Annotated in this window: 21 protein-coding genes; 11 read left to right on the top strand and 10 right to left on the bottom strand. The window is 75.4% G+C overall.

Annotated elements, in window-relative coordinates:
• Positions 1–234: 234 nt before the first annotated feature.
• Together ABZ479_RS37735 and ABZ479_RS37730 are read left to right on the top strand one after the other, a co-directional pair.
• On the top strand, positions 235–3,231 hold the full coding sequence (locus ABZ479_RS37735; RefSeq protein ID WP_500465786.1) for a glycoside hydrolase family 2 TIM barrel-domain containing protein: 2,997 nt from the start codon (positions 235–237) through the stop codon (positions 3,229–3,231).
• A 133-nt stretch (positions 3,232–3,364) separates the two neighbouring features.
• Positions 3,365–4,651, top strand: coding sequence for a glycoside hydrolase family 18 protein (locus tag ABZ479_RS37730; RefSeq protein WP_500465785.1), 1,287 nt, complete (start codon positions 3,365–3,367; stop codon positions 4,649–4,651).
• A gap of 70 nt (positions 4,652–4,721) precedes the next feature.
• On the opposite strand, the gene ABZ479_RS37725 is transcribed toward ABZ479_RS37730, so the two are convergent.
• Entirely contained in the window at positions 4,722–5,477 is a 756-nt protein-coding gene (locus tag ABZ479_RS37725) for a CAP domain-containing protein (protein ID WP_500465784.1), read from the bottom strand.
• Between the two features lie 448 nt (positions 5,478–5,925).
• Here ABZ479_RS37725 and cobF point away from each other — a divergent pair, with 448 nt between their 5' ends.
• From cobF to ABZ479_RS37710, 3 genes are all read left to right on the top strand, one after another.
• Positions 5,926–6,693 carry a precorrin-6A synthase (deacetylating) gene (cobF, locus tag ABZ479_RS37720; RefSeq protein WP_500465783.1) on the top strand — a complete coding sequence of 256 codons (768 nt, stop codon included), beginning with the start codon at positions 5,926–5,928 and terminating at the stop codon, positions 6,691–6,693.
• A gap of 100 nt (positions 6,694–6,793) precedes the next feature.
• Positions 6,794–8,218, top strand: coding sequence for an MFS transporter (locus ABZ479_RS37715; protein WP_500465782.1), 1,425 nt, complete (start codon positions 6,794–6,796; stop codon positions 8,216–8,218).
• A complete protein-coding gene (locus tag ABZ479_RS37710) occupies positions 8,209–8,679 on the top strand; it encodes a hypothetical protein (protein ID WP_500465781.1) in 471 nt (156 codons plus the stop codon). Before ABZ479_RS37715 ends, ABZ479_RS37710 begins: the two co-directional genes overlap by 10 nt.
• A 173-nt stretch (positions 8,680–8,852) precedes the next feature.
• On the opposite strand, the gene ABZ479_RS37705 is transcribed toward ABZ479_RS37710, so the two are convergent.
• Positions 8,853–9,854, bottom strand: a complete 1,002-nt coding sequence (locus tag ABZ479_RS37705) for a hypothetical protein (protein ID WP_500465780.1) — start codon at positions 9,852–9,854, stop codon at positions 8,853–8,855.
• A gap of 240 nt (positions 9,855–10,094) precedes the next feature.
• Here ABZ479_RS37705 and ABZ479_RS37700 point away from each other — a divergent pair, with 240 nt between their 5' ends.
• On the top strand, positions 10,095–11,828 hold the full coding sequence (locus tag ABZ479_RS37700; RefSeq protein ID WP_500465779.1) for an RNA ligase family protein: 1,734 nt from the start codon (positions 10,095–10,097) through the stop codon (positions 11,826–11,828).
• Position 11,829: 1 nt separating this feature from the next.
• Positions 11,830–14,664: a poly(A) polymerase gene (locus tag ABZ479_RS37695; RefSeq protein ID WP_500465778.1), complete on the top strand. Its 2,835-nt coding sequence runs from the start codon at positions 11,830–11,832 to the stop codon at positions 14,662–14,664.
• A gap of 268 nt (positions 14,665–14,932) precedes the next feature.
• Here ABZ479_RS37695 and ABZ479_RS37690 read toward each other — a convergent pair whose 3' ends face one another.
• The gene (locus tag ABZ479_RS37690) at positions 14,933–15,937 is read right to left on the bottom strand and encodes a methyltransferase (RefSeq protein WP_500465777.1); all 1,005 of its coding nucleotides are present in this window, start codon (positions 15,935–15,937) and stop codon (positions 14,933–14,935) included.
• A 173-nt stretch (positions 15,938–16,110) separates the two neighbouring features.
• On the opposite strand from ABZ479_RS37690, the gene ABZ479_RS37685 reads away from it, so the two are divergent.
• Entirely contained in the window at positions 16,111–17,430 is a 1,320-nt protein-coding gene (locus ABZ479_RS37685; protein ID WP_500465776.1) for an acyltransferase family protein, read from the top strand.
• A 32-nt stretch (positions 17,431–17,462) separates the two neighbouring features.
• Here ABZ479_RS37685 and ABZ479_RS37680 read toward each other — a convergent pair whose 3' ends face one another.
• From ABZ479_RS37680 to ABZ479_RS37660, 5 genes are read right to left on the bottom strand one after another with little or no spacing between them, the layout of a single operon-like run.
• On the bottom strand, positions 17,463–17,849 hold the full coding sequence (locus ABZ479_RS37680; RefSeq protein ID WP_500465775.1) for a DUF4259 domain-containing protein: 387 nt from the start codon (positions 17,847–17,849) through the stop codon (positions 17,463–17,465).
• A complete protein-coding gene (locus tag ABZ479_RS37675; protein WP_500465774.1) occupies positions 17,846–18,505 on the bottom strand; it encodes a response regulator in 660 nt (219 codons plus the stop codon). The genes ABZ479_RS37680 and ABZ479_RS37675 overlap by 4 nt, the downstream gene beginning before the upstream one ends.
• Before the next feature lie 2 nt (positions 18,506–18,507).
• Positions 18,508–19,458: a sensor histidine kinase gene (locus ABZ479_RS37670; protein WP_500465773.1), complete on the bottom strand. Its 951-nt coding sequence runs from the start codon at positions 19,456–19,458 to the stop codon at positions 18,508–18,510.
• 53 nt (positions 19,459–19,511) lie between these two features.
• Entirely contained in the window at positions 19,512–20,729 is a 1,218-nt protein-coding gene (locus tag ABZ479_RS37665; protein WP_500465772.1) for a cation:proton antiporter, read from the bottom strand.
• Positions 20,730–20,733: 4 nt separating this feature from the next.
• Entirely contained in the window at positions 20,734–21,219 is a 486-nt protein-coding gene (locus ABZ479_RS37660; RefSeq protein ID WP_499600814.1) for a cation:proton antiporter regulatory subunit, read from the bottom strand.
• Between the two features lie 319 nt (positions 21,220–21,538).
• Between ABZ479_RS37660 and ABZ479_RS37655 the strand changes: the two genes are divergently transcribed.
• Entirely contained in the window at positions 21,539–22,300 is a 762-nt protein-coding gene (locus tag ABZ479_RS37655; protein WP_500465771.1) for a CAP domain-containing protein, read from the top strand.
• A 39-nt stretch (positions 22,301–22,339) separates the two neighbouring features.
• Here the strand turns inward: ABZ479_RS37655 and ABZ479_RS37650 are convergent, their stop codons facing one another.
• Both ABZ479_RS37650 and ABZ479_RS37645 read right to left on the bottom strand, forming a co-directional pair.
• Positions 22,340–23,701: a sensor histidine kinase gene (locus ABZ479_RS37650; RefSeq protein ID WP_500465770.1), complete on the bottom strand. Its 1,362-nt coding sequence runs from the start codon at positions 23,699–23,701 to the stop codon at positions 22,340–22,342.
• Positions 23,698–24,408, bottom strand: coding sequence for a response regulator transcription factor (locus ABZ479_RS37645; RefSeq protein ID WP_500465769.1), 711 nt, complete (start codon positions 24,406–24,408; stop codon positions 23,698–23,700). The genes ABZ479_RS37650 and ABZ479_RS37645 overlap by 4 nt, the downstream gene beginning before the upstream one ends.
• 36 nt (positions 24,409–24,444) lie before the next feature.
• Here ABZ479_RS37645 and ABZ479_RS37640 point away from each other — a divergent pair, with 36 nt between their 5' ends.
• Both ABZ479_RS37640 and ABZ479_RS37635 read left to right on the top strand, forming a co-directional pair.
• On the top strand, positions 24,445–25,026 hold the full coding sequence (locus ABZ479_RS37640) for a hypothetical protein (RefSeq protein WP_500465768.1): 582 nt from the start codon (positions 24,445–24,447) through the stop codon (positions 25,024–25,026).
• 34 nt (positions 25,027–25,060) lie between these two features.
• Positions 25,061–25,675 carry a flavin reductase family protein gene (locus tag ABZ479_RS37635; protein ID WP_499600795.1) on the top strand — a complete coding sequence of 205 codons (615 nt, stop codon included), beginning with the start codon at positions 25,061–25,063 and terminating at the stop codon, positions 25,673–25,675.
• Positions 25,676–25,851: the final 176 nt, after the last annotated feature.

Genomic DNA, 25,851 nt, shown 5'->3' with positions numbered 1-25,851 from the left:
CGGGCCGTCGGGGGCGGGCGCACCACGCCCGCCCCCCGACGACGCGCCGCCCGGCCGCCACCCCGTGCCGTCGCAGCGGACCCTTGTCCTCCCCGGCGCCGATCGCGCCGCACCGCGGGCCCCGACCCGCGGCCGCCGGGTCATCCCCGGCGACGCCGCCCCGGTCCTCGTCCCCACGGGCCCGCCGTCACCGCGCCCCCACCGCGAACCGACCGCTCCCGGGAGGGAACCCCCATGCAGGACCGCCGTCCCGCCGCAGCAGAGCCCGCCGTTCCGATCGACCCCTGGGACGCCCCCGAGCTGACCGGGTGGCGCCGGCTGCCCATGCACGCGGTCGTCCGCCCGGACGCCCCGCGCGTACCGCTGGACGGACGCTGGCGCTTCCAGTTGCTGCCCACCCCGCGCACCGCGCCGGCCGGCCGCTGGGCCGAGACGGACGTGCCCGGCTGCTGGACCGTCCAGGACTTCGAGGACATCCACGGTGTGCGGGACCTGCCGCACTACACCAACGTGACGATGCCGTTCCCCGACCTGCCGCCCTCACCGCCGGCCGGGCGCAACCCGACCGGGGTGTACGAGCGGGAGGCCGAGGTGCCCGCCGACTGGGCGGGGCGGCGCGTCGTGCTCCACGTCGGGGCTGCCGAGAGCGTGCTGATCGCGCACGTCAACGGCACCGCCGTCGGGGTGGGCAAGGACTCCCGCCTCGCCTCGGAGTTCGACGTCACGCACGCGCTCCGCCCGGGGGAGCGCAACACCGTGCGCCTGACCGTCGTCAAATGGTCCGACGCGACCTTCCTGGAGGACCAGGACCAGTGGTGGCACGGCGGCATCACCCGCTCCGTCCACCTCTACGCCACCGACCCCCTCCACCTGGCGGACGTGGGGATCACCGCCGTGCCCGGCGGCACCCTCGACGTCGCGGTCAAGGTCCGCAGCGGGGCGGGCGCGCTCCCGGCGGGATGGAGCGTCTCCGGACTGCTGTGCACCCCGGAGGGCATCCTGCGGCTCCCCGCCGACGAGGCCTTCGCGCGGGCCAACGTCGCGAGCGAGCGGGTCTCGGACTTCCTCGGCGAGGCCCGCATCCGGGCCACCGTGCCCGGTGTGCGCCCCTGGACCGCCGAGACCCCGCACCTGTACGACCTGACCGTGCGGCTGCACCGGGCGGACGGCGGCGTGGCCGACGAGTCGCGCCACCGCATCGGCTTCCGCAGCGTGGCGATCTCCGGGGCCGACCTGCTGGTCAACGGCGTCCGGGTCTACTTCCGCGGGGTCAACCGGCACGACTTCCACCCGCTGACCGGGCGTGTGGCCGACGCCGAGGAGATGCGGGCCGACCTGTGCCTGCTCAAGCGGTACGGCTTCAACGCGGTGCGCACCGCGCACTACCCGCCCGACCCCGCCCTGCTCCGCCTCGCCGACGAACTCGGCCTGTACGTCGTGGACGAGGCCGACATCGAGACCCACGACCACGCCCACGAACTGGCGGACGACCCCCGCTACCTGGGGGCGTTCACCGACCGGGTGGCCCGGATGGTGCTGCGGGACCGCAACCACCCCAGCGTGGTCGTCTGGTCGCTGGGCAACGAGAGCGACCACGGCGCCAACCACGACGCCGCCGCCGGCTGGCTGCGGCGCACCGACCCGACCCGGCCCGTGCAGTACGAGGGCGCGATCAAGGACGACTGGGAGCGGGAGCAGTCCGCGAGCGACATCATCTGCCCGATGTACGCCTCCATCGAGGAGATCACGGCCGGCCCGCACTCCAAGCCGCTCATCCTGTGCGAGTACTCGCACGCCATGGGCAACAGCAACGGTTCCCTGGCCGACTACTGGCGGGCCATCGAGTCCACCCCGGGCCTGCAGGGCGGCTTCGTCTGGGAGTTCCGGGACCACGGCATCCTCCAGCGGCTCACCGGGGAGCGGGCCGGTCTCCCGGCCGGGCCCGAGGCGCCCGCCGGCGCGTACGCGGACGGCATCGTCGCGCCTGGCTACCGCTGGGCGTACGGCGGCGACTTCGGGGACACGCCGAACGACGGCGCCTTCTGCGCCGACGGCCTCGTCCTGCCCGACCGGACGCCCAAGCCCGCGATGGCCGAGCACCGGGAGATCGCCGCCCCGCTGCGGCTGGAGCTCACCCCCGACCACCGCGGGGCGCGGATCACCAACCGGCAGCACTTCACGGGCCTCGCGTGGCTGAGCGCGCGGTGGCACATCGGTGACTCCGGCACCGCCCCCGTCCGGCTGCCGGACCTCGCGCCGGGGGAGAGCGCGGTGGTGCCGCTGCCCACCAGCCTGCTGCCGCACGGCGACTCGCACCTGACCCTGCGGGTCACGACGGCCGAGGACCTGCCCTGGGCGCCGCGCGGCACGCTGGTGTGCGCCCCGCAGGTGGTGCTCGACGAGGACCACCGGGACCTGCTCCCCCGGGCGGGCGCCGTGCTCGCCCCGGGCGGGGTGGTGGAACTCGACGAAGCCGGGCTGCTCCGGCACCCGTTGCTCACCGCGCCGCCCGTGCTGACGTTGTGGCGGGCGCCCACCGACAACGACGAGTGGGGTGGCATCGCCGCCCGCTGGCGCGCCTGGGGCCTGCACGCACCGCGACGCACCCTGGTGTCGGTGGGCAGGGAGGGCGCGAGCGTGGTGGTGCGCTCGGAGTACGCGTACGCCACGGACGGCGCGGGCGCCGTCGTTCACGAGCAGGTCCTGACGCCGCTGCTGAACGGCGGGCTGCTCGTCGACGAGACCGCCGTGCTGCCGGAGGCGCTGACCGACGTGCCGCGGGTCGGCACCGTCTTCGAGACCGTGGCGGGTCTGGACACCCTGGAATGGTTCGGCCGGGGGCCGGGCGAGACCTACCCCGACCGGTGCGCGGGCGCGACCAACGGGCTCCACCGGGCGGACGTGGACGCCCTGTTCACGCCGTACCTGCGACCGCAGGAGAGCGGTGGGCGGCACGGCGTGCGGCGCTTCGGCCTCACCGGGGCGGCGGCCGCGGCGGGGATCGCCGTCCACCTGGACGCCCCGCGCCAGGTGAGCGTCACCCGCTACCGCGCCGCGGAGCTCACGGCGGCCGCGCACCACGACGAACTCGTCCCGCGCGCCACGTGCGTGGTCCACGTGGACGCCGCCCACCGCGGGGTCGGCACCGCCTCCTGCGGGCCCGACACCCTGCCGGCGTACCGGGTCGGTCCGGGCACCCACCGCTGGTCCTGGACGCTGATGCCGATCTGACGGGCGCTCACCGGAACCTGAGGAGCGGGTACTTCCGCATTGGTGCAGACCATTGACCTCATTGGTCTAGTCCTTCTAGGGTGTCCCCGCACCCACGCGCGCTCACGACCGCTTCCTCACCAGAGGTGACTCCATGCCCGGACAGCACGGATCACGGTTCCGCAGAGCTCTGACCGGCCTCGTCGCCGCCGGCACGGCGCTGCTCACCGCGAGCCTCGTCACCGGCCCCGCCGCGGCCCAGCCGTTGCCCACGGCGGCGTCCCACGGCCATCAGGCCCCGCACTCCCCGCACGGCCAGGGGGCGACGTCGAAGGTCGTCGGCTACTTCATCGACTGGGGCGTCTACGACCGCAACTACCACGTCAAGAACATCGTCACCTCGGGCGCCGCCTCCCGGCTCACCCACATCAACTACGCCTTCGGCAACGTCACGGACGGCAAGTGCGCCGTCGGCGACGAGTGGGCGGACTACCAGAAGCCCTACGACGCGGCCGGCAGCGTCGACGGCGTCGCCGACAGCACCGCGGACGGCGCGCTGCACGGCAACTTCAACCAGCTGCGCAAGCTGAAGAAGAAGTACCCGCACATCAAGGTCCTCTGGAGCTTCGGGGGCTGGACCTGGTCGCCCGGCTTCACCCAGGCCGCCGCCGCCCCGGAGGCCTTCGCGGACTCCTGCTACGACCTCGTCGAGGACCCGCGCTGGGCCGACGTCTTCGACGGCATCGACATCGACTGGGAGTACCCCAACGCCTGCGGCATGTCCTGCGACACCAGCGGCCCGGGCGCGTACAAGGACCTGATGTCCGCGGTACGCCACCGCTTCGGCAAGAAGAACCTCGTCACCGCCGCCATCACCGCCGACGCCTCGGACGGGGGCAGGATCGACGCCGCCGACTACGCGGGCGCCGCGAAGTACGTCGACTGGTACAACCCCATGACCTACGACTACTTCGGCACCTGGGCCGCCACCGGCCCGACCGCCCCCCACTCGCCGCTCACCTCCTACCGCGGCATCCCGGCGAAGGACGCCAACGCGGCGGCGACCCTCCACAAGCTGCGCGGCCTCGGCATCCCGGCCCGCAAGCTCCTGCTCGGCCTCGGCTTCTACGGCCGCGGCTGGACCGGGGTGACGCGGACGGCGCCCGGCGGTGACGCCACCGGACCCGCCCCCGGCACCTGGGAGGCGGGCAGCGAGGACTACAAGGTGCTCAAGACCCGCTGCCCGGCCACGCACGTGGTCGCCGGCACGGCCTACGCCCGCTGCGGCGACGAGTGGTGGAGCTACGACACCCCGCTCACACTGCGCGGCAAGGCGGCCTGGGCGAAGTCCCAGGGCCTCGGCGGCGCCTTCTTCTGGGAGCTGAGCGGGGACACCGCCGACGGCGAGCTGATCAACGCGCTCGGCCGCGGCCTGCGCTGACCGCGCCGGCCGCACGTACGCCGGGAGGCCCGGCCGCCACGGGGGCGGCCGGGCCTCCCGGCGTACCGCTTCAGCGCGCGGCGCCGAAGTCCTGCGTCCAGTAGTTGCCGGGCTGCGCCAGCGCGATCCCCATCTCCTTGAAGGAACAGTCCAGTATGTTCCGCTTGTGGCCCGGGCTGGCCATCCAGGCGCTCATCACGCTGGAGGCGGAGGAGTAGCCGTAGGCCACGTTCTCGCCGTAGCGGCTCCAGTCGTAGCCCGTCGAGGAGATGCGGTCGGCGGGTGACGAGCCGTCGGAGCCGGTGTGGGACATGTTCCGGTGCGAGGCCATGTCCTTGCTGTGGTCCTGCGCGGCCTCGTTCAGCTTGGCGTTCACCTTCAGGGCCGTGCAGCCGGCTTTGGCGCGCTCCTGGTTCACCAGGTCGAACACGGTGGCCGAGGCTCCCGTCAGCGCGGCGCCCGAACCCGCGGCCGGAGCGCCCGGTGCGGAGGAGGGCGCCGAGGAGGGCGCCGACGACGGCGCGGAGGAGGGGGCAGAAGAGGGCGCCGACGGGGCGGCGGGAGCCGAGGACGGCATCCCGCTCCACGGACCGCCCTTGGTCCAGGTCCCGCCCACGGTCTGGCCGGCGGAGCCGTCGGCGGCCCCGTTCCAGGACCCGCCCCACGAGCCGTGGTTCCAGCGGCCCTGGGCCTGGGGCCCGTCCTGTCGCGGCCCCTGCTGGCCGCCGACGCAGGCCATGGCCACCGAGGGCACACCCACGGCGGCGACGGCGAGGGCGGCGACGGTGATCTTCCGGAAAGGCATCGTCCGGCGGTGCTTCGTCATTGCGTGACCTCACTCGAGGGTTCGGCGTGCGTGTTCACAACCCGCCTGAGCTGCCGTGACGGCTGGCGGGCCCGGCCATTGTGTGGACCGTCCCGAACATCGGGCAATGGAAGATCGGTACTACGCGGACTCGTAGCCACGACGGTTCTTGCGCAGGGCGCGTGGGCGTGCCGCGCCGCCGGACCCGTCGTCCGGATGAGACCTGATGGGCCCTCAGTTCGTATTCCCCGCCCCGGGAGCAGCCCATGACGCCGTACGGATCGGATACCGTCGCCCCCCTGTGCGAATAATGTCCCATTCCGTTCCGGATAGAGCTTATATGCCGAGAGAACGCCGGCTACTAAGTCGCACCGTAATCACCCCATCCGGCGTGAGGGACATCACAGGACCTCCCGGGAACAGTTGCCGCGGTGGCCGTCACCGGCGTACCGCAGGGCACAATCACCGCATGCGACACATCCTCGTCATCGGCATCGGCGCGGGCGATCCCGAACACCTCACCCTTCAGGCGGTCAAGGCGATCGGCCGTACGGACGTCTTCCTCGTCCTCGGGAAACCGGAGGAGCGCCAGGACCTGATCCGCCTGCGCCGGCGGATGCTCGACGAGCACGCCCGCCCCGGCCACCGCCTCGTCGAGGTGCCCGACGCCGAGCGCGACCGCACCGCACCCGGCTACGCCGAAGCCGTCGAGGACTGGCGCCGCCGCCGCGCCGACCTGGTGGCGGGCCTCCTCGACGCCCACCTCGGCCCCGGTGAGACGGGTGCCTTCCTGGTCTGGGGCGACCCCTCCCTCTACGACAGCGTGATCGCCGTCGTCGACGAGGTCCTCGCCCGCCGGCCCGGCACCTTCACCCACGAGGTCGTCCCCGGCATCAGCAGCGTCGCCGCCCTCGCGGCCCGCCACCGCCTCACCCTCACCCGGGTCGGCCGCCCCCTGCAGATCACCACCGGCCGCCGCCTCGCCGAGGGGTTCCCCGGGGACGCCGACGACGTGGTGGTCATGCTCGACGGCCGCGCGGCCTTCGCCGGGATCGATCCCGAGGGCCTGGACATCCACTACGGCGCCTACCTCGGCACCGAGGACGAGATCCTCATCTCCGGCCCGCTCGCCGAGACCGCGCAGCGCATCCTCAGCGCCCGCGCCGAGGCCCGGGAGCGCAAGGGCTGGATCATGGACACCTACCTGCTGCGCCGCCGTCCCGACGGGTCCGGCTGAGGCACGCGCGGTCCGCCCGGCCGGTCCCGTGAAGCGGATCTTCCACCCCTTACTGTGACATCCGGTACGGAACCCCTGCGTACGGGATGAGGTCGAGGACGTGCCCTTCGCGGAGGCCGCCGGTGGCGACGGGCCCGCGCCCGCCGCCGTGCCGGCCCCAGGCGCCCGGCCCTGGTCACGGGCGCCGCTGCTCGCGGTGTGCGCCGGCTACTTCATGGTCATCCTGGACGTCACCGTCATCAACGTCGCCGTGCCCGTGGTGGGCCGCGAACTGCACGCCTCCCTCACCGGGATCCAGTGGATCACCGACGGCTACACCATGGTGTTCGCCGGACTGCTGCTCACCGGCGGCGCGCTCGGCGACCGGCTCGGCAACCGCCGGGTCTTCTGCGCCGGTGTGACCGTGTTCACCGCTTCCTCCGCCGCGTGCGCGCTCGCGCCGGACGCCCCCGCCCTGGTCGTCGCGCGGCTGGCCGAGGGGCTCGGCGCGGCGCTGATCGTGCCCGGCTCCCTGGCGCTGCTCCAGCAGGCCTACCCCGCTCCCGCCGCGCGGTCGCGGGCCGTCGGGCTGTGGGGCGCGATGGCCGGCATCGCGGCGTCCGCGGGCCCGCTCCTCGGCGGGCTGCTCGTGTCCACGGTGGGCTGGCGGTGGGTCTTCCTCGTCAACCTGCCCGTCGGCGCCGTGTGCATGGCGCTGACCCTGCGGCACGTGGCGCCCTCGCCCCGCCGCGCCGACCGGGCCCTGGACTGGCCGGCGCAAGTCGCGGTCGTCGCCGCGGTCGCCCTGCTGACCGCCGTGCTCAACGAGGCCGGACGGCGCGGCTGGTCCGATCCGGCGGTCCTCGCCGGCGCCGGTCTGGCCCTCCTCGCCGTCGTGGCGTTCGCCCTGCGCGAGCGGCTGGCCCGCGCACCCGCGATCCCGCCGCGGATGCTGCGCTCCACGGCGGTCGGCGGCGGATCGCTGATCGGGCTCCTGTTCAACTTCGCCTTCTACGGCATGGTGTTCACCGCCAGCCTCGCTTTCCAGCACCAGCGCGGCTACAGCGCCCTCGGCACCGGCCTCGCCCTCTTCCCGGCCGTGGCGACGACCATGTTCGCCTCCGTCCTGTCCGGACGGCTGGCCCGCAGGACCGGGGACCGCCCGCTGGTCGTCACCGGGATGCTGCTGGGTGCCCTCGGACTGGCCGGCTGGGCCGCCGCGGGCACCGACCCCGCCTACCCGCTGCTGATCGCCCCCATGATGGCCGCGGGCTTCGGCACCTCCTTCGCGCTCACCGGCACGACCACCACCGTGATGGCGGCGGCACCCCCCGGGTACTCGGGCACCGCCTCCGCCCTCTTCAACACCGCCCGGCAGATCGGCAGCGCCGCGGGCGTGGCGCTCGGCGGCACCCTCCTGGCCACCGCCGCCGACTACGCCACGGGCCTGCGCCTCGCCATGGCCGCCGGCGCCCTCGCCTACCTGACCGCCGCCGCCCTCGCCCTGCGCTGCGTCCCACGGCCTAGGCTCTCCCGGTGCACCTGATCGACGGCGGCGCGACCGCCCCCGACGCGCCCGTCCTGCGCACCGGCGGAGTCCCGCTGGTGCCGGAGGGCTTCCCGTGGCCGCTGTGCCGGACCTGTGGCGGGGCGCTGCAGTTCCTCGCGCACCTGCCCTCCGGGGACGGTGCCGTCGCGGTCTTCCTCTGCCAGAACGACCCGGGCATGTGCGAGGACTGGGACCCCGCGGCCGTCACCGCGCTGCGCCCCGTCCCGGCCGGCGGTGGTGCTCCGGAGCGGGCGCTCGGGCGGCTGGGCGGCGAGCCGGGCTGGATCCAGGGTGACGAGACCCCGCACTGTCCCTCCTGCACCGCGACCATGACGTTCACGGCACAACTCGAGGAGGGGACCGACCACACGACCTCGGCGAACTTCGGTGGCGGGGGCCGCGGTTACGTCTTCACCTGCCGGCCCTGCGGAGAGGCCGCCTTCCTCTGGCAGTGCTGACGGCGGCTCCCCGCGGGGCGCGCCCGCGAGGGGGCCGGAACCCCGCCACGAACCGTGTGCGCCGACGACCGCTTCCGGAACGTCGTCGGCTCCGACGCGGCCGGAAAGCCCTCCGGGGGAGGGCGACACCGCAGGCCCGGGCGGGGTCGTGCCCGCACACCCTGCGGTGAGGCTCAGCCGTGCCGGCCGGGACGGCGCCGGCCCGGCAGCGCCGCGGGCGGCTGGGGCCCCAGCCGCGACCAGCTCCGGTCGTCGCCCCACACCGAGAGCGGATCCACGTAGGGACGCAGCAGTCCGGTGAGCACCGGGTCCCCGCGGCCCGCGAGTTCGTCCGAGGCCAGTTTCCGCGCGACCCCCGCGAGGAAGTCGGCGAGCTGGATCCTCGGGTCATGGCGCGACTCGGCCAACCGCAGCCCCGCCAGACGGCGGCCGGGGGGCAGCGACGCCCCGAGCCGCGCGATCCGTTCCTCGGTGAGCGTGTTCTGCCGGTCGTGGACGACCTGCACCGGCGCTCCGCCCTCGCCCCAACGCGCCACCGTGTGCTCCAGCGCGGGAAACAGCGGATCCAACGGTTCGGCCGCCCCCGGCTCCGCCGACAGCCGGGCCCGGAACGCCTCCGCCCGGGGCCTCGCCCGCCGCAGCACCGCGAGGACCCCGGACGGACCGCCGTCCCCGCCGGGTGCCGGACGCAACGCCTCCAGCGCCCGGTAGAAGGCGTCGACGGGCGCCTCCCCCTCCTCGTGGTTCCTCCTGCGCACCAGGTCGTTGCCGGCGCGGAGGAACGCCTGCCACGTCAACGGGTCCACGGTGCCCCGCCCTTCGCGGTACAGCACCGGCGCCGAGGCCGCCGCGGCCGGTCCCCCGGCCAGCACGTCGAGGACCGCCACGAGCACGAAGTACGCCTTGTCGACGAGATGCACGGACGCGTGACCGTGCAGAGGGCCCGCGGGTCCGAGCAGCCACTCCAGTACCGCGCGGTGCTTCTCCCGCAGCAGGTGGTTGGCCTTGTACTCCTCGGCGGGCGACCTGATCCGCTCCCGTATCTCCCGCAGCGCCCCGGCGGCGGCGTCGCCCGCGACGCACACACCCGCGTGGGCGAAGACATCCGTGTTCCCGCCGATCAGGTTCTCGCCGTCGGAGCCCGACTCGTCGCAGGCGACCTCCAGGAACGTCACGCGCCCATCATCGCCCCCGTCCCCCGCCGCCACCACGCATTTTGCGGCGCTCCCGACGCCCGCCGCGACGGCGGCCGTCCGCCGCCGCGCCCCGGGCCGCGGAGCCGGCACGCCCACACCGACCCTCCGTCCCACGGGACTTCCCGCACCCCGGTGGCGCGCCCGGTTAAGCGGTGGCCCGCGGATTCCCGCGCTCCTACAGTGAGCCCGCACCAGTACGTCACGGGGGAAACCGGCACCATGCGCACGCACTATCCACGCACACCGCACCTGCCCTGGTCGCCCGGGGCCTCGGCGGACGACCTGCGCGCCGGGGACCCCGGAGCGCTGCGGGGCCGCGAGGTCGTCGTCACCGAGAAGCTCGACGGCGAGAACACCACGCTCTACCGGGACGGCACCCACGCCAGGTCGCTCGACTCGGGCCACCATCCCTCCCGCGCCTGGGTCAAGGCGCTCCAGGGACGGATCGGCCCCTTCCTCCCGGCCGGACTCCGGGTGTGCGGGGAGAACCTGCACGCCCGCCACTCCGTCGCCTACGAGGACCTGGACAGCTGGTTCTACGGCTTCTCCGTCTGGGACGGCGACCGGTGCCTGGACTGGGACCGCACGGTGCGCTTCCTGCGGCGGCTGGGCATCCCGGTGCCGCCCGTGCTGTGGCGCGGCACCTACGACGAGGCCGCGCTGCGCGCGCTGCGGCTGGACACCGCACGCCGCGAGGGCTACGTCGTCCGCACCGTCGACGGCTTCCGGTACGGGGAGTTCGGCCGTCACGTCGCCAAGTGGGTGCGCGCCGGCCACGTGACGACCGGCACCCACTGGATGCACGCCGCCGTCGTCGAGAACGGGCTCGGCCCCGCCGCCCCGCTGTGGGCGGTGCGCTCCGGGGCGGCCCCCGACGCGGACGCGCTCTCCGCGGCCGTGGGCGTCGCCGTCACCGGCTCCGGGGCCGCCGACCGCGCCGCGGACGTCTGCGGCCGCCTCGACGCCCTCGGCCGCACCGGCGACGCCCGGCTGAGCGGGGTGCTGGCCGCCCTGCTGCACGCCACCCCGCGGGTCCGCCTCGCGGCCCGCCTGGCAGGGCCGCTCGGCATGCCGCAGGCCCGGCGCGTGGCCGACCTGGCCGGACTCCGCCCCGCCCTGCACCGCCCGTACCCCGACGAGGACCGCGCGGCCGGCCTCGCCCGCCTGGCGCTCGCCGCCGACCTGGGTGTGCTGCACGCCGTGGCGGCGGCCACGGCACCCGACGCCGAGGCCCGCGAGCAGGCCGAATGGTCGGCGCTGCACGCCGAGGAGGCCGGCCTGCTCGGCCCCGACCCGCTGCGCCCGCTGCGCCACGGGCTGCGCGAGGCCCTCGCCGGGCTGGACACCGAGGCCGCCGACCGCTGCTGGGCCGAGGCGCGCGCCGCGTACGCCGCCGGGCGGATCGCCGGCCCGGAGGAGGCCGTTGCCGCCACCTGGCGGTGGCGCTCCGCGGAGTTCCCCCGGCTGATCCACCTGACGGGACCCGCGGGCAGCGGCAAGAGCACCTTCGCCGGCACGCTGCCCGGCGGCACCGTCCGCATCGCCCTCGACGACCTGCGGCTCGCCCGCGGCTCCCGAGCCGACCAGCGCGCCAACGCCGACGTCCTGCGCGAAGGCCTGCGCCGGCTCGACACCGCCCTGGCCGGGCGTGCGACGGTGGTGTGGGACGCGACGTCCCTCAACCCGCACCAGCGCTCCCTGGTGCACGCGGTGGCCCGCCGCCGCGACGCCCTGGTCACGCACGTGGTGACCCCCGTCGACGAGGAGGAACTGGCCCGCCGCAACGCCGGCCGCGCCCACCCGGTGCCGCCGGTCGTACTGACCGCGCAGGCCCGCCGGTTCACCCCGCCCTACCCCGGCGAGGCCCACCGCACCTGGTACGTCGGCGCGGGCGGCACCGTCGAGGACATCGACGGCTCGCTCGGCGGCGCCGCGACCGGACAGGAGGCGTGACATGCGCACCAGCGAGGAGATCTACCACCGCGTGCGCTGGGACGCCCGGTTCGACCCGGCCCGGTTCGTGATCGGCGTGCACCAGCGCGGCGCCCCGCCCGCGCGCATCCCGCTGCCCGCGTTCGTGCCGGGCGGCGACATCCCCTGGCACCGCGTGCTGTTCGTCGAGGCGGACGGCGAACGCGTCTGGGACCGGGCCACCGGCACCGACCGCATCGACGCCACCGACGCCGGACGCGTCGGCGACCCGCGCCTGCTGCGCCCGCCGTTCTTCACGGCCCGCGTCCCGCACGCCTGGGACGACGGCGGCCGGACCTGGCGCCCCGCCGGGCGGCCGGCCCCCGGGCGGGCCGGGACGGCGGACGGCGGCCGGCTGCGCGTCCTGACCTGGAACACCCTGTGGGACCGGTACGACAGCCACCGCATCGACACCGTCCGCCGGCGTCCCCTGCTGCTGCGCGCGCTCGAGGAGGCGGACGCCGACGTCATCGCCCTCCAGGAGGTCGAGTCCGCGCTGCTGGACATGCTGCTGCGGACCGACTGGGTGCGCTCCCGCTACACCCTCGGCACCGACCCGGCCGGACGTGACACCGATGACGCCGGGGTGCTGCTGCTCAGCCGGCTGCCCGTACGGGAGGCTGCCCGGCACACCCTCGGCCCGCACAAGGCCGTCGCCGCGATCACCGTCGACACCTCCGCCGGACCGCTGGTGGTCGCGGCCACGCACCTCAGCAGCGACCACTCCGACGACGGCCCGGCCCGCAGGCAGGCCGAACTCGCGCGGCTCGCCGAGGGACTGGCCGGCGTCGAAGGCGCCCTGCTGCTGCTCGGCGACTTCAACGACGGAGGCGACGGGCCGGCGTTCGCCCTCGGCCTGCGCGACGCCTGGACCGAGGCGCACGGGCCGCACGACCGCACCCCCACCTTCGACCCGGCCGCCAATCCGCTTGCCGCGGTCTCCTCGCTCAGCGGCCGTGCCTCCCGGCTCGACCGGGTCCTGCTGCGTGCGGGGGGACCCCGCGTCACCGGCGCGGCCCTGCACGGCGACACCCCCACGGAGGACGGCCTGTTCGTCTCCGACCACTACGGCGTGCAGGTCACCCTCTCCCTCACCGCCGGGACCGAGGACGACACCGAGGACGTCCTGGACGTGCCGCCCACCGCCCGCACCGCCGTCTCCTGGCTGCCGCCGGACGAGCTGTGGCCCGCCCTCCAGGCCGTCCGCCGCGACCACGACCCGCAGATCCACCGCTGGCCGCCGCACGTCAACCTGCTCTTCGGCTACGTGCCCGAGGCCGCGTTCGAGCGCGCGGCACCCCTGCTGTCCCTGGCCGCGGCCGGCGTACCGCCCTTCACCGCACGCCTCGACGGGGTGCACACCTTCGGGCACCGCGAGGACGCCACCGTCTGGCTGGACCCGGCGGCCGGCGACGGCGCCTCCTGGACGGCGCTCCGGCACGCCCTCGCCCGCCGCTTCCCCCGCTGCCGGGGCCGCGCCGAGGGCTTCACCCCGCACCTGTCGCTCGGCCGCACCCGGGACCCGCTGCGGGTCGCGGCCGACTGCGCGGCCCGGCTGGGCGGGGCGACGGCACAGGTCGGCGAACTCGTCCTGCTCTCGCGGCGCGGCGACGAACCGATGCGGGTCCGTGCCTCCGTCGCCCTCGGCACGGGGGAACTGCGCTGGGTGCCCGACGCCGCCGAGGCGGATCCCGTCACACGCGAGGACGACCTCCCGCACGCCCGGGAGACCGCGCGGCGCGTGGCCGCCGCCCTGGACGACGGCGTGGTCCACCTCGCCGGCTCCCGTCGCATGGGCTGCGCGCTCCCCGGCGCCGACCTCGACCTCGTCGCGGCGCTGCCGGGCAGCGCCGACCTGGGCGCGGTCCGGGCCAGGGTCACGGCCGCGCTGCCGGAGGCCACCCGCGTGCGGAAGGTGACCGGAGCCCGCGTGCCGGGACTGCGCTTCCGCGTCGGCGCCCTCGACGTCGACCTGGTCGTCGTCGCCACCGGCGGCCTCGACCCCGCCGAGGCCGTGGACCGCCGCGCCGAACTGGGGGAGGCCGCCGCCGTCGCGCTGAGCGCCGTCAGCGACGCCGACGCCGTCCTCGAACTCGCCGGGGACCAGGGCCGCTTCGCGGGTCTCGCCCGAGAGGTGAAGGCCTGGGCCCGGGCACGCGGCCTGGACTCCGCGCCCTTCGGCGGCCTGCCCGGCCTGGCCTGGGCGCTGCTCGCCGCCCGCACCGTCCACGACGCCCCCAGCGCGGCAGGCACCGACCTGCTCCGGCACTTCTTCGCGACCTGGGCCGCCTGGGACTGGCGTCAACCGGTGGGCGCCGCCGTGGCACCGGGCCCGGCGGTCTCCATCGCCACCCCCACCGAGCCCGTCCGGCTGTGCAGCGCACAGGTCGGCCCGGACGGCCGCGACCTGCTCGTCCAGGAGCTCTACCGCGCCTGGGAGTCGCTGGAGTCCGCGGCCGGTACGGGAGCCGGCCCGCTGTCCGTTCCGGCCGGCCCGCCGCCGCACCGCCGCCACGCGGCCTGGGCGGTGCTGGCGGTGCACGGGGCGACGGAGGAGGAGTTCGAGGACACCCTCGGCAGGGTCCGGGGGCGTGTCAGGGCGCTGCTCACCGCGCTGGAGGACGCCGGCACCGGCGGCGTCCACGCCTGGCCCCGCCCGTTCCGCACCACGCCCCGTTCCGCCCACTACGCCGTCGGCCTCGGCCCCGTTCCGCCCGACGCGGCCGGCCTCGCCCGGATCGCCGCGGCGTGGACCCGCGGCCTCCCCGGCGTCGAGGTCACCCGTGCGGAGGGCGGCGCGGTGCCGACGCTGCGGTGAGGGACCGCGGGTCGGCGGCGTCGCGGCTGCCGGTGCCGATCTGACCATGACGCGTCGGGTCGCGGCGTGCGGGGCGCTGTTCGGCGCCGCACCGGCCGTGCGGTGCCGCCGGCACCGATGCCGGTCGGCGGCGCGCGACGGGCTCGGGCACCGCCCCGCGCCCTTGAGCCGGTCGTGCGGGCCCGGGGTGGCCGGGTGCGTGGCCAGGGCCTCGCGTTCCCTCCGCGACCCACTGGGCGCGCGGAACCGGCGGACGCCGTCGCGGGGTTCAGGCGGCCGTGAACTCGACGATGCCGATGTCCCCCGCCGTGCGGACCGACGAGACCCGCAGGCCCGCGTCCGCGCCGAGCGCGGTCAGCGCGGCCACCCCGCGTTCCCGGCCGCCGAAGTACACCAGCATGCGCAGGTCCATCGCGGTCACGGTCGACTCCCGGTCGGCGCCCACCTTCTCCACGACGAGGACCCGGCCGTGCTCCCCGGCGGCCTCGGCGCAGCGGCGCAGGACGGCCCGTGCCGCGTCGTCGTCCCAGTCGTGCAGGATCGCGCAGAGCAGGTAACCGCCGGCCCCCCTGGGCAGGGTCTCGAAGAAGCTGCCCGCGACCACGTCGCCGCGGTCGCCGAGCCCGGCCGCCGCCAGCGTCGCGCGGGCCGCGTCGGCCGTGGCGGGCTGGTCCAGCACGGTGCCGCGCAGCTCGGGGAAGGCGGTCAGCAGCGCCGCGAGCAGCGTCCCGTTGCCTCCGCCCACGTCGACGACGTGCCCGAGCGCGCCCCAGTCGTACGCCGGGACCAGCGCGGTCGCCCACGCCGCGACGTCCACCCCCATCTGCCGGTCGTAGGAGCGGGTCCGTTCCCCGTCCGCCGCCAGGTCCTCCCAGAACCCGCGGCCGTACTGCCGCGGGAAGGCGGCCGTGCCCGTGCGCACGCTGTGCGGCAGCTGGACGAAGGCCAGTTCGGCCCGGCCGAGGCCTCCTTCGGTGTCCAGCCACTCCCGCAGCCCGCCCGGATGGTCGGACCGCAGCTCCTCGCCGCGCGCCGTCAGCGCGTACCGCCCACCGCCGTCCCGGGTGACCACCCCGGCACCGGCCAGGTGCCGCAGCAGCCGGTCCAGCGCGCCCGAGTCGGCGCCGGTGTCCTGCGCCAGCTCGGTTGCCGTACGGGGACCGTCCGCCAGACGGTCCGCCACCTTGAGCGTCGCCGCCGTGCGCAGCGCCATCGGCGTCACCAGGTCCGCCAACCGCCACAGCGGAACGTCCCGTTGCTCCTCGCCCGTCACCAGCGACTCCCTCTCCTCGCGACCGGCCGAACGGCGGCCGACCGGTCAGCCTCGCCCCGACACACAGGCCCCGCAAGCGATTTACCCCGGTCAGGTTGCGCTGCGGCCACGAAACGGTTGCGGCCGACGCCAACCGCGGCGCCGTGCGCGGGGGTCGGGCACCATGGCCGGACATGGAGCGAGACCGGTACGTCGACTTCCTGCGGGCCCTGGCGATCTGCATGGTCGTGCTCGGCCACTGGCTGATCACCGCTCTCGTCCGCGAGCCGGGCGGGGGCGTCGTGGCGCCCGAGCTCCTGGCGGAGGTCCCCTGGACGCAGTGGCTCACCCTGGGCTTCCAGATCATGCCGCTGTTCTTCCTCGCCGGGGGCCACGCCGCGGGCGGTTCCTGGGCGCGTACCCGGGCGGCGGGCGGCACGGCTGCCCCCTGGGTGGCCCGCCGGGCCCTGCGCCTGCTGCTGCCCGCGGCCGCCTACTGCGGGCTGGTGCTGCTCGCCGTCGCGATCTGCTCGGCGGCCGGTGTGGACCGGCCCACGCTCGCTCTCGCGGGATGGGCGATGGCCATGCAGTTCTGGTTCCTGCCGGTCTATCTGCTGCTCAGCGCCCTGACCCCGGTGCTGCACGCGGCGCACCGGCGCTGGGGGCTGTGGGTGCCCGCGGTGATGGGCGCGGTCGCCGTCGTGGTGGGTTCGCTCGTGACGGCGGGCGCGCCGGCGTCCGCCGGGCTGGTCGACTACGTACTCGTCTGGGGCGTGGCGTACCAGCTCGGGTTCTGCTGGCGCGACGGACGGTTGACGCGCGGGCACGCCGCCGGGATGGCGGCCGGCGGCGCGCTGGCCTTCGCGGCGCTGACCACCCTCGGGCCGTACCCGGTGAGCCTGATCCGGGTCACCGGACAGACCGTCGGCAACGCCGACCCCCCGTCGCCCGCCATGCTGGCCTGGGTGGTGGCCCAGGCGGGCGCGTGCCTGCTGGCCGCGCCGGCCGTCCGGCGGGCCCTGCGCGGCGTACGCGTCGGCCGGGCCGTCGCCTTCCTGGGCCGCGCGAGCATGACGCTGTACCTGTGGCACATGCTGCCCGTGCTGCTCGTGGCGGTGTTCTACCTGGCCGGCGTCGCCCCCGACGCACCCTTGGGCGGCGCCGCCTGGTGGGCGCTCCGCGTGCCGTGGCTGCTGGTCCTCGCGGTGTTCATGGCGGGCGTGCTGGCCGTACTGCGCCCGCTGGAACGCGCGCTGGCCCGGCTGTCCGCCGCCGTGGCACCGCCACCCGGCGCGCGCCAGGACCGCCCCGCCCTCCTCTGGGCGGGCCTCGCGTGCAGCACGGCCGCCCTCGCCCACTGGTCGGTGCACGGCCTCGCCCCCGACGGCCGGTTCCCCACCCTGGCCGCGCCGGCCTTCGCCCTGGGCACGGCGCTGGTGACGCTGCCCCACCGCCCCGCGCCGCGCGGTCCCCGGGACGGCGAACCGGCGGCGCCCGCGCGCGAGGCGGCCTGACGCCGTCCCCGCCTCCCGGGGCCCGGTGACGACTACGCCCCGTGCGCGGCGAGTTCCGCCAGCGCGTCGAAGGTGCGGACGAGGACCGCGCGCCGCTCGGCGCGGTACTCCGGCGAGGGTTCCAGGTCGTCGATCGCCGCGTCCCAGGCGGCGAGGTGCGCCGCCTTCCACCGGTGGACCGTCGCGGCCGCGGGCAGCACCGCGCCCGCCCAGCCCCGGCCGGCGATCAGGTGGAGCAGTTCCACGTTGCAGGGCACGGCCACGCCCCAGTACTCGTCGGGCTCCAACGTCCCCGGCGCGCCGGCCACGGCGTCCTCGACCTCGCGGACCAGCCGCGCGGTGAGCAGCGACAGATGGTCCGCCGCCGTGTCCCCGTCGAAGTTGCCGCTGCCCCAGCTGCCCATCGTTCCTCCGCTCACGGTTCGATCAGCCCGGCCCGGATCGCGTACCGGGTGAGTTCCAGCCGGTCGCGCAGGCCCAGCTTCTGCAGGATGTTGGCACGGTGGCGTTCGACCGTCTTGGCGCTGATGAAGAGGATGTCGGCGATCTCCTTGGAGGTGTGGCCCTCGGCGACCAGCTTCAGGATCTCCTCCTCCCGGTCGGTGACGGCCCGGGCGGGCAGCGGCTCGCCCTGCCGGGCGCGTTCCAGCAGGTTGCGCACGAGCGCGGTGACGGCGCCCGGGTAGATGAACGGCTCGTCACGCACCGCCGCCCGGCAGGCCTCCACGAGGTCGCGGTCGGCGACGGACTTCGGGACGTAGCCGCTGGCCCCGGCGCGCAGCGCCTCGAAGAAGAACTGCTCGTTGTCGTGCATCGTCAGCATGAGGATGCGCAGCCCGGGACGCAGCCGGGACAGTTCGCGGGCCGCCTGGAGTCCGGTGAGGCGGGGCATCGCGATGTCCAGGACCGCCAGGTCGAGTTCGTGGGCGCGGGCCTGCTCGATGGCCTCGGCGCCGTCCCCGGCCTCCGCGACGACGGTCAGGTCCGGTTCGTCGTCGAGGATCATCCGCACCCCACGGCGCACCAGCGCGTGGTCGTCGGCGAGCAGGATGCGGGTCTTCGCCGCCTCGGGCACGGTCAGTGGTCCTCCTCGGGCGCGGGTACGTCCAGCCGTACCTCGGTACCGCGACCGCCCGGTCCGGGGCCGAGCGTGAGCCGTGCCCCGACCAGCAGGGCGCGTTCGCGCATCCCCCGGATCCCGGCGCCCTCCGGCGCGGCGCCGAGACCCTTGCCGTCGTCGCGGACGGTCAGGCGCGTGCCGCCCGCGGTGCGTTCCAGCCGCAGTTCCACCCGGGCCGCGCCCGCATGGCGCGCGGTGTTGGTGAGGCCCTCCTGGGCGACCCGGTACAGGACCAGCTCGGTCTGCTCGTCCAGGGCGGGCGGTTCGGGGTCGAGGCGCAGCGCCACCGCCAGCGCCGGCGAGGTGAACTCGGCGGTCAGCGCGCGCAGCGCGCTCGGCAGGCCGAGTTCCTCCAGGACCCCGGGCCGCAGCCGGCGCGCGATGCGGCGGATCTCCTCCAGGCTCCCGCGGGTGGTCTCGCGGACCTGGTGCAGTTCCTCGCGCAGCGGGCCGGGGGCCAGTTCGGTGACGTGCTTGAGCTGCAGGAGCACGGCGGTGAGCGTCTGCCCGACCTCGTCGTGGAGTTCCTGCGCGATGCGCTGCCGCTCCGCCTCCTGGCCGGACAGCACGCGGGCGCTGCCGGCGGCCTGTTCGCTCTCCAGCCGGTCGAGCATGGTGTTGAACGTCGTGATGAGCTCGGCGACCTCCCCGTGCCCGGCGGCGGCCGGCCGGCTGCCGGGCCGCAGCAGGTCCGCCGCCGCCATGGCGCGGGTCAGCCGGCGCAGCGGCGCCAGCCCGACGCGCAGCAGCACGGCGTTGGCGACCAGCATCGCGGCCAGGCCCGCCACGACCACCGCCGCCTCGGCCGGCAGGACGGGGGAGGAGACCGTGACCGGCCCCAGCAGCAGCGTCGTCGCCACCGCCAGTACGACGGCGTTGAGCAGGAAGATCCGCCAGAACAGCGACACGGCCCAGGGCCTCCTCTCGGGGTGACGTGCGGGGACCGGGCCCCGCCGCGGGGTCAGTCCCCGGCGACGGGGGTCGGGGTACGCTCCGGCTCGGCGCCGCTCTTGCGCACCGGGGCGCGGCGGCCCGTCAGCGCGCGGGCCAGCGGCTCGGTGAAGCGGGCCGTCAGCGGGCCGAAGACCACCAGCAGCAGGACGTACGCGGTGGCCAGCGGGCCCAGCGCCGGTTCGATGCCCGCCGTGACGCCGAGCCCCGCGATGACGATGGAGAACTCGCCCCGCGCCACGAGCGCGCCGCCCGCCCGCCACCTGCCGCGCACCGCGACCCCGGCGCGGCGTGCCGCCCAGTACCCGGTGGCGATCTTGGTGAGCGCGGTGACGACCGCCAGCGCCAGCGCGGGCAGCAGGACGGGCGGGATGCTCGCCGGGTCGGTGTGCAGACCGAAGAACACGAAGAACACGGCCGCGAACAGGTCCCGCAGCGGGCTCAGCAGCGAGTGGGCGCCCTCGGCGACCTCCCCGGACAGGGCGATGCCCACCAGGAACGCGCCCACCGCCGCCGACACCTGCAACTGCTGGGCGATGCCCGCCACCAGCAGCGTCAGGCCCAGCACCACGAGCAGCAGCTTCTCCGGGTCGTCGCTGGAGACGAAGCGGGAGATGACCCGCCCGAAGCGGACCGCGACCAGCAGCACCAGGCCGGCGGCGCCCAGCGCCACGGCCAGCGTCACACTGCCCGCCGCCCAGCCGACCCCGGCCAGCAGGGCGGTGAGGATCGGCAGGTAGACCGCCATCGCCAGGTCCTCCAGGACCAGGATGCTCAGGATGACCGGCGTCTCGCGGTTGCCGAGCCGCCCGAGGTCGCCCAGCACCTTGGCGATGACCCCGGAGGAGGAGATCCAGGTGACGCCCGCCAGCACCACCGCGGCGACCGGGCCCCAGCCGAGCAGCAGCGCCGCCACCGCGCCCGGCAGCGCGTTGAACGCGATGTCGACCAGTCCCGACGGGTACTGCGTCCGCAGGTTCCCGATCAGGTCGCTCGCGGTGTACTCCAGGCCGAGCATCAACAGCAGCAGGATGACGCCGATCTCGGCGCCGATCGCCACGAACTCCTCACTGGTGCCCAGCGGCAGGATCCCGCCCTCGCCGAAGGCGAGACCGGCCAGCAGGTAGAGGGGGATGGGGGAGAAGCGCAACCGTCCGGCGACCCGGCCGAGCAGGCCGAGACCGAGGATGATGGCGCCGAACTCGATGAGGAAGACCGCGGAGTGCAAGGGCTCACTCCCGCCCGAGTATCGCGGCGGCGGCCTCGACGCCCTCGCGGGTGCCGATGACGATCAGCGTGTCGCCGCCGGACAGGCGGAAGTCCGGTGCGGGGGAGGGGATCGCGTCCGCCCTGCGCAGCACGGCGACGATGGAGGCGCCGGTGTCCGTGCGCATCCGGGTCTCGCCGAGCAGGCGGCCGTTCCAGTGCGAGGTGACGGGCAGTTCGATGCGCTCCGCGACCAGGCCGAGGTCGGTGGTGTGCAGCAGGTTGGGGCTGTGGTGCGTCGGCATCAGCGCGTCGATCAGCGACATGGCCTCGGCCCCGGTCAGCCGCAGCGACTGCGCGCACGCGTCCGGGTCGTCGGCGCGGTACACGTTCACCGTCCGCGACCCGTCGCGGTGGGCGACCACCGACAGATGGCGCCGGTCCCGCGTGGTGAGGTCGTACCGGACACCGATGCCCGGCAATGGTGTCGTGCTCATCCGCGGAGCTGGCACAGCTCGAATCCCTTCACGGACGGCACACCGCCGCCCGGTTCCTCGTCCGTTTCGTCCCCCGTGGAGCCTCATCCTTTCATCCGGGCGAAGCGGGCCGATATGGGTGCTGACACCCATCGCGGGCCCGTGTGACGGTTCCCACACCGCGGACGGGAAGGGCCCGGGGAACCGGTGTCCTACCTGAGCGCAGCCTTATGTGTTCTTGAAGATCCGCTCCCGACCGGCGAGTTCTCCGCCCGGGGCGCCTAGGGTCACAGTGCCCGGCACATCGCGTTCGGACGTGCCCGGTGAAGTCCCGTCGTCCGGAGGTACCCCGAGCATGAGTTCCCACAGGAAACGACGCCGCGCCGGTTCGGCGCGGTCCTGGCCGCTGGCCGCCGCCGTGGCGACGGTGGCCGCGGGCGCCCTGGCCGGGACCAGTGCGCAGTTCGGGAACCACGTCGGCGGCAAGGACAAGGCCCCGCTCGCGGCCGGCGACCGGGAGGGTGACGACCCCGTCGCCTCCGACGCGCTCCCGGAGACAGCGAGCCCCGGTCCGACGACCGCGAGCCCCAGCCCGTCCGCCCCCCCGGAGCGGCGCAAGCCGGCCTCGCGGCACACCCGCGCACCGCGGCCCTCCGCCACGCCGACCCGCACGGTGACCCCGTCACCGGCCAGGACGACCGTCACGGCGCAGCCCCCGAAGTCCGGCGCCGAGGACTCCGTCGTCGCGGAGATCGTCCGGCTGGTCAACGTCGAGCGGGCGTCCGCCGGATGCCGCCCGGTGACGCTGGAGTCGCGGCTCACCGACGCCGCCCAGGACTACACGGACGTGATGGCCCGCTCCGGCGTCCTCTCCCACACCGGCCCCGACGGTTCCACCATGGCCGGGCGCGTCGACGCCGCCGGGTACCCGTGGTCGAGGCTCGGCGAGAACATAGCCGTCGGCCAGCAGACCGCCGCCGCCGTGATGGACGCCTGGATGCACAGCGAGGGGCACCGGGCGAACATCCTCAACTGCGACTTCGAGCAGATCGGGGTCGGCGTGAACACGTCGTCCAACGGTCCCTGGTGGACCCAGGACTTCGGCACGCCCCGCTGAACCGCCGACCGGCCGGTCAGCTGGGGCGGCCGGTCGGCCTCAGGCCGGGTGCGGGTGACGCCTCGTGCGTCGGGCCGCTTTCCATCCCCCCACAGGCGGCCCGCCGGCGAGCCCGAGCGTCACCCGCACCCTCGCGCCGCCCAGCGGGCCCCTGCTGATCTCCATGCCGCCGCCGGCGGCGGCCGCCGTCCGCTGCACGATGTCCAGCCCGAGGCCCGTGGACCCGCCGACGCTCACCCCGCGGGCCCGGGCGGTGTCCGGGTCGCTGATCCCCGGCCCCGCGTCGTCCACCGTGAGCAGCACCGCCCGGCCGGCCCTGGCCACCGTGACCGCGAGCGCCGTGCCCTGCGGGGTGTGCCGGAACACGTTGCCGATCAACGCGTCGACGACCGCCGCGAGGTCGTCCTCGCCGAGCGGCACCGCGGTCTCCTCCGCCGTCGCCTCCAGGCGGCACTCGCGTCCCTGCTGCGCCGCCAGGACGGACCAGAACTCGACCCTCCCGCGCACCACGGCCGACACCTCGCACTCCGGTGCGCGGCCCGGGCGCTCGGGCGGCGCCGACAGCGGTGTGCGGGCCGTGTCGATGATCGAGTCCAGCTCGCTCTCCAGGTGCGCGATCGCGGCCTCCAGGTCCTCGCCCCGGTAGCCGGGGACCTGCGCCGCGATCCGCTCGGCCTCCAGCTGCAACCGGGTCAGCGGGGTCCGCAGCCGGTGCGAGAGGTCCGCGACCAGCTCCCGCTCCATGGCGAGCAGTTCCACGACCCGGTCGGCCATGGTGTTGAAGGCCACCCCGGCCTCCTGCAGTTCGGGCGGCCCGGCCGGCTCGACCCGGATGCCGAGTTCCCCCGCGCCGAGCGAGCGCGAGGCACGGGACAGGCCCTGGGAGGCCCGCACCACGCGCGCCCCCAGCCGGTCCGCGACGAGCACCGACCCCGCCACCAGGCCCAGCGCCAGCAGCGCCATCATCGCCCAGGAGGCCTTCACCCCGCGGTCCAGATCGGCGCGGGGGACGAAGGCCTCCACCACCGCCACCCGGTCCCGGGCCAGGATCACCGGCTGGAGGTAGACCCAGCCCGCGGAGGTGTCCGAGGCCATCGTCCGGCGCCCGTCGGCCGCCCGGTCGAGGGCCTCCTGCGAGGCGTGCACCGTGCCGACCACCTGCCCGCCGGGCAGCCGCACGCTCAGGTGGTCGCCCGAGTCCAGCCCCGCCACCGCCTGCTGGACGTCCGCCGGCCGCGTGGTCAGGGCCAGCACCGGCGCCAGCGCAGCGGCCCGCTGCTCGGCGACGGTGGTCGCCCGCGTACGGGCCTCGGACTGCACCAGCAGGGCCAGCGGGATCAGGAACGACAGCGCCACCATCGACGTCACCGCCAGCGCCACCCCCGCCAGGGCGCGTCTCATCGCGGCGTCACCAGCTTGATGCCGACCCCCCGGACGGTGTGCAGGTAGCGCGGCTGCGAGGCCCGCTCGCCCAGCTTGCGGCGCAGCGCCGACAGATGGACGTCGATCGTCTGGTCCTCCACGTAGGACTGCTGCCACACGTCCGCCAGGATGCGGCCGCGCGGCACCACCCGGCCGGCGTGCTCGGCCAGATAGGCGAGCAGGTCGAACTCCCGTCTGGTCAGGCGCAGTTCCAGCCCGTCGTGGTACGCCACCCGGGCCGGTACGTCGATCAGCAGACCGCCCACCCGCAGCCCGCCGGCCGGGCCCTCCGGGGCCGGGCCCTGCGGCTGCGGCGCCGGCGCCATCGCCGAGCGGCGCAGCACCGCCGTCAGCCGGGCCACCAACTGGCCCCCGGAGAACGGCTTCACGAGGTAGTCGTCGGCGCCCGCGTTCAGCACCCGGATCACCTCGCTGTCCTCGTCGCGGGCGGTCGTGACGAGCACCGGGACCCGCGAGATGCCGCGCAGCATCCGCAGCACGTCCACCCCGTCCAGGTCCGGCAGCCCGAGGTCGAGCACCACCGCGTCCGGCGGGCGCTGCGCCGCCTGCCGCAGCGCCTCGAAACCGTAGGCCGAGCTGTGGACCACGTGGCCGTGTGCGGTCAGCACCTCGACCAGCCGCGCGCGTATCGCGGGGTCGTCCTCGACCAGGAGTACGGATGCCATGTGGAGGGACAGTAGCCGGTCGGGAAAGATGGCGGCGTGCCCCGGTACCTGCGCTACGTCGTCATATGGCTCTCGTGCACCGCGGTCAGCGTGACCGCGGTCATGCTCACCGTGGGCTTCGTGGTGGGCTCGACGCGCCCGACGCCGCCCGTCGCGCGGGACGTCCCCGAGAGCGCGCTCGCCGCCGGCAGCCCCTCCGCGGCGCAACCTCCCTCCCCCTCCCCCTCTCCCTCGCACTCCGCACCGGCGTCCCCGGCCGCGAAGCGCACCCCCGACCGCACCACCGTGCGCCGGCCCACCCGGACCCCGGTCCGGCCGGTCACCACCCCGCCCGCCACCCGCACCGCCCGCCCCCCGTCCGCCACGCCCGTCGACTGCGGCACCGGCGGCGCGGGCGTCCACACCCTGCAGTCCCAGGGCGGCCAGGCCTCGGTGCGCTTCGGCGAGGACGCCGTGTGCCTCGTCTCGGCCGTGCCCGCCAGCGGGTTCACCGTCTCCACCCGGCGCGCCGGGGCGCAGCAGTTGACGGTCACGTTCTCCGGCGACCGGCACCGCTCCGAGATCGTCGCCACCACCACCCCGCAGAGCAAGGCGACCATCCGCGAGGTGTCCTGGTGACCCGGCGCGGACGGCGACCGGGATACTGGGCGCCATGCGTATCGACTTCGATCCCGAGGCCATGGGCCGGACCCCGTTCTACAAGCTCCTGACCTCGGTGGTCGTCCCGCGCCCCATCGCCTGGGTCTCGACGCTCAGCGAGGCGGGGACGGCCAACCTCGCACCGCACTCCTTCTTCACCGTCGCGTGCGTCAGCCCGCCGGTGGTGCAGTTCACCTCCGTCGGACGGAAGGACTCGCTGCGCAACATCGAGGAGACCCGGCAGTTCGTGGTCAACCTCGCGCCCGAGCACCTCTTCGAGCAGATCAACGCCACCGCCACCGACTTCCCGCGCGGCGTCAGCGAGTTCGACGCGGTCGGCATCGCCCGCGAGCCCAGCCGTGCCGTCAAGCCGCCGCGCGTGGCCGCCTCGCCCGTCGCCCTGGAGTGCGAACTGCACAGCACGGTCACCCTCGGCGACTCCACCGTGGTCTTCGGCCGTGTCGTGCACGCCGCGGTCTCCGAAGCGGCGATGGCCGAGGGCCACCCCGATGTCCGCAAGCTCCGCCCGCTGGCCCGCCTCGGCAAGGACGAGTGGGGCACGACCGGCGAGGTCCTGGAGATCTCCCGCATCCGCTACGCCGACTGGCCGGGCGTCGTCCAGGGCTAGGCCGTGTCGTCAAATGCCCTCCCCCAACCTTCGGCCGGGGGTGCCCCCACCCCACGGCTCCCCCAGCTGCGCTGGGAGGTACCCCCAGGCACGGCACTCCCCCAGCTCCGCTGGGAGGTGCCCCCACGCTGCGTTGTCGAATCGTCCGAGTAGCCCACTACGAGGACGACTCTCCG

The sequence above is a fragment of the Streptomyces sp. NPDC005722 genome, from assembly GCF_040630935.1.
Classification (GTDB): domain Bacteria; phylum Actinomycetota; class Actinomycetes; order Streptomycetales; family Streptomycetaceae; genus Actinacidiphila.
Note: the sequence above shows the minus strand (reverse complement) of the source record. Positions and strands in the feature narration are given on the sequence as shown.

Bases quoted from the DNA above. Each gene is read 5' to 3' on its own strand.
- cobF (WP_500465783.1), top strand. From the start codon at position 5,926: ATGCGACACATCCTCGTCATCGGCATCGGCGCGGGCGATCCCGAACAC.
- ABZ479_RS37635 (WP_499600795.1), top strand. From the start codon at position 25,061: ATGCGTATCGACTTCGATCCCGAGGCCATGGGCCGGACCCCGTTCTAC.
- ABZ479_RS37645 (WP_500465769.1), bottom strand. From the start codon at position 24,408: ATGGCATCCGTACTCCTGGTCGAGGACGACCCCGCGATACGCGCGCGG.
- ABZ479_RS37655 (WP_500465771.1), top strand. From the start codon at position 21,539: ATGAGTTCCCACAGGAAACGACGCCGCGCCGGTTCGGCGCGGTCCTGG.
- ABZ479_RS37650 (WP_500465770.1), bottom strand. From the start codon at position 23,701: ATGAGACGCGCCCTGGCGGGGGTGGCGCTGGCGGTGACGTCGATGGTG.
- ABZ479_RS37700 (WP_500465779.1), top strand. From the start codon at position 10,095: ATGCGCACGCACTATCCACGCACACCGCACCTGCCCTGGTCGCCCGGG.
- ABZ479_RS37685 (WP_500465776.1), top strand. From the start codon at position 16,111: ATGGAGCGAGACCGGTACGTCGACTTCCTGCGGGCCCTGGCGATCTGC.
- ABZ479_RS37735 (WP_500465786.1), top strand. From the start codon at position 235: ATGCAGGACCGCCGTCCCGCCGCAGCAGAGCCCGCCGTTCCGATCGAC.
- ABZ479_RS37695 (WP_500465778.1), top strand. From the start codon at position 11,830: ATGCGCACCAGCGAGGAGATCTACCACCGCGTGCGCTGGGACGCCCGG.
- ABZ479_RS37730 (WP_500465785.1), top strand. From the start codon at position 3,365: ATGCCCGGACAGCACGGATCACGGTTCCGCAGAGCTCTGACCGGCCTC.
- ABZ479_RS37725 (WP_500465784.1), bottom strand. From the start codon at position 5,477: ATGACGAAGCACCGCCGGACGATGCCTTTCCGGAAGATCACCGTCGCC.